The organism is Streptomyces sp. MCA2 (assembly GCF_023544705.1).
Classification (GTDB): Bacteria; Actinomycetota; Actinomycetes; order Streptomycetales; family Streptomycetaceae; genus Streptomyces; species Streptomyces decoyicus.
Genome location: NZ_JAMJFM010000125.1, coordinates 1 through 910, shown reverse-complemented (window position 1 = coordinate 910; position 910 = coordinate 1). Strand labels below are relative to the sequence as shown.

General features: G+C 69.6%; 2 protein-coding genes. One reads left to right on the top strand and one right to left on the bottom strand.

Translation table 11 applies throughout. The features are described from left to right. Positions 1-112 (bottom strand): VOC family protein (locus M8I34_RS41095; protein ID WP_374211063.1); only part of this gene is annotated, 112 nt, incomplete at its 3' end. A 63-nt stretch (positions 113-175) separates the two neighbouring features. Here M8I34_RS41095 and M8I34_RS41090 point away from each other — a divergent pair. Further along, on the top strand, positions 176-910 hold a 735-nt coding region (locus M8I34_RS41090), incomplete at its 3' end, for a YafY family protein (RefSeq protein ID WP_250058165.1).

The window sequence follows — 910 nt, the reverse complement described above, 5'->3', positions numbered from 1 at the left end:
TGGGCAGGCCGAGGACCTCGCCGTAGAAGCGGGCCAGTTCGGCGGGGTCCGGGCAATCGAAGGTGACGGCCGAGTAGCGGAACGTGGGTGCGGAGGTGTTTGCCGTGTTCATGAAGAAGACACTACGGCGGGACCAGGACAGATTCGGTCCTGGTCATGTGGAACACTTCAACATGTGATCAGCGCATCCGCCCGCCTGCTGCGATTGGTCTCGTTGCTGGTCGCCCGGCCGTCGTGGACCTGCGGTGAGCTGGCCGACCGGATGGCGGTCACCGATCGCACGGTGCGGCGGGACATCGCCAAGCTCCGCGAACTCGGCTACGCCGTCGAGTCCGAGCCTGGGCCATGGGGCGGCTATCGCCTCCGTGCCGGTTCCCGGGTGCCGCCGCTGATCCTCGATGACGAAGAAGCTCTCGCCGTGGCTGTCGGGCTGCGCGAGGCGGCCCTGAGCGGCGCTCTCGGCGGCGACCAAGCCGCACTGTCGGCGCTGCTGAAACTACGGCAGGTTCTGCCGCGGCGGATCGCGGACCGGCTGGGCGAGATGGACGCCGCCTTCGTGCACACCCCCAGACCCGACGAGCCGCAGATCACGCCCGGCATGCTGCTGGAACTGGCCGCCGCATGCCGCCAGGGTGAGCGCACCCGCCTGTCGTACCGCGACTGGGAAGGAAGGGCCACGGTCCGGGACGTTGACCCGTACCGCCTCGTCCACACCGGACGCCGGTGGTACTTCGTCGCCCGAGATGTGGCGCAGGGTCAATGGCGGACCTTCCGCGCCGACAGGGTCGACCAACTACAGCCAACCGGGCACCCGGTGGAACTCATCGACCCGCCCGACCCGGCGCAGCTCGTCTCCCGCTCCGTCGCGACCGGCCCCTACCCGCTCTCTGCGACCATCCGCCTCCCGGTG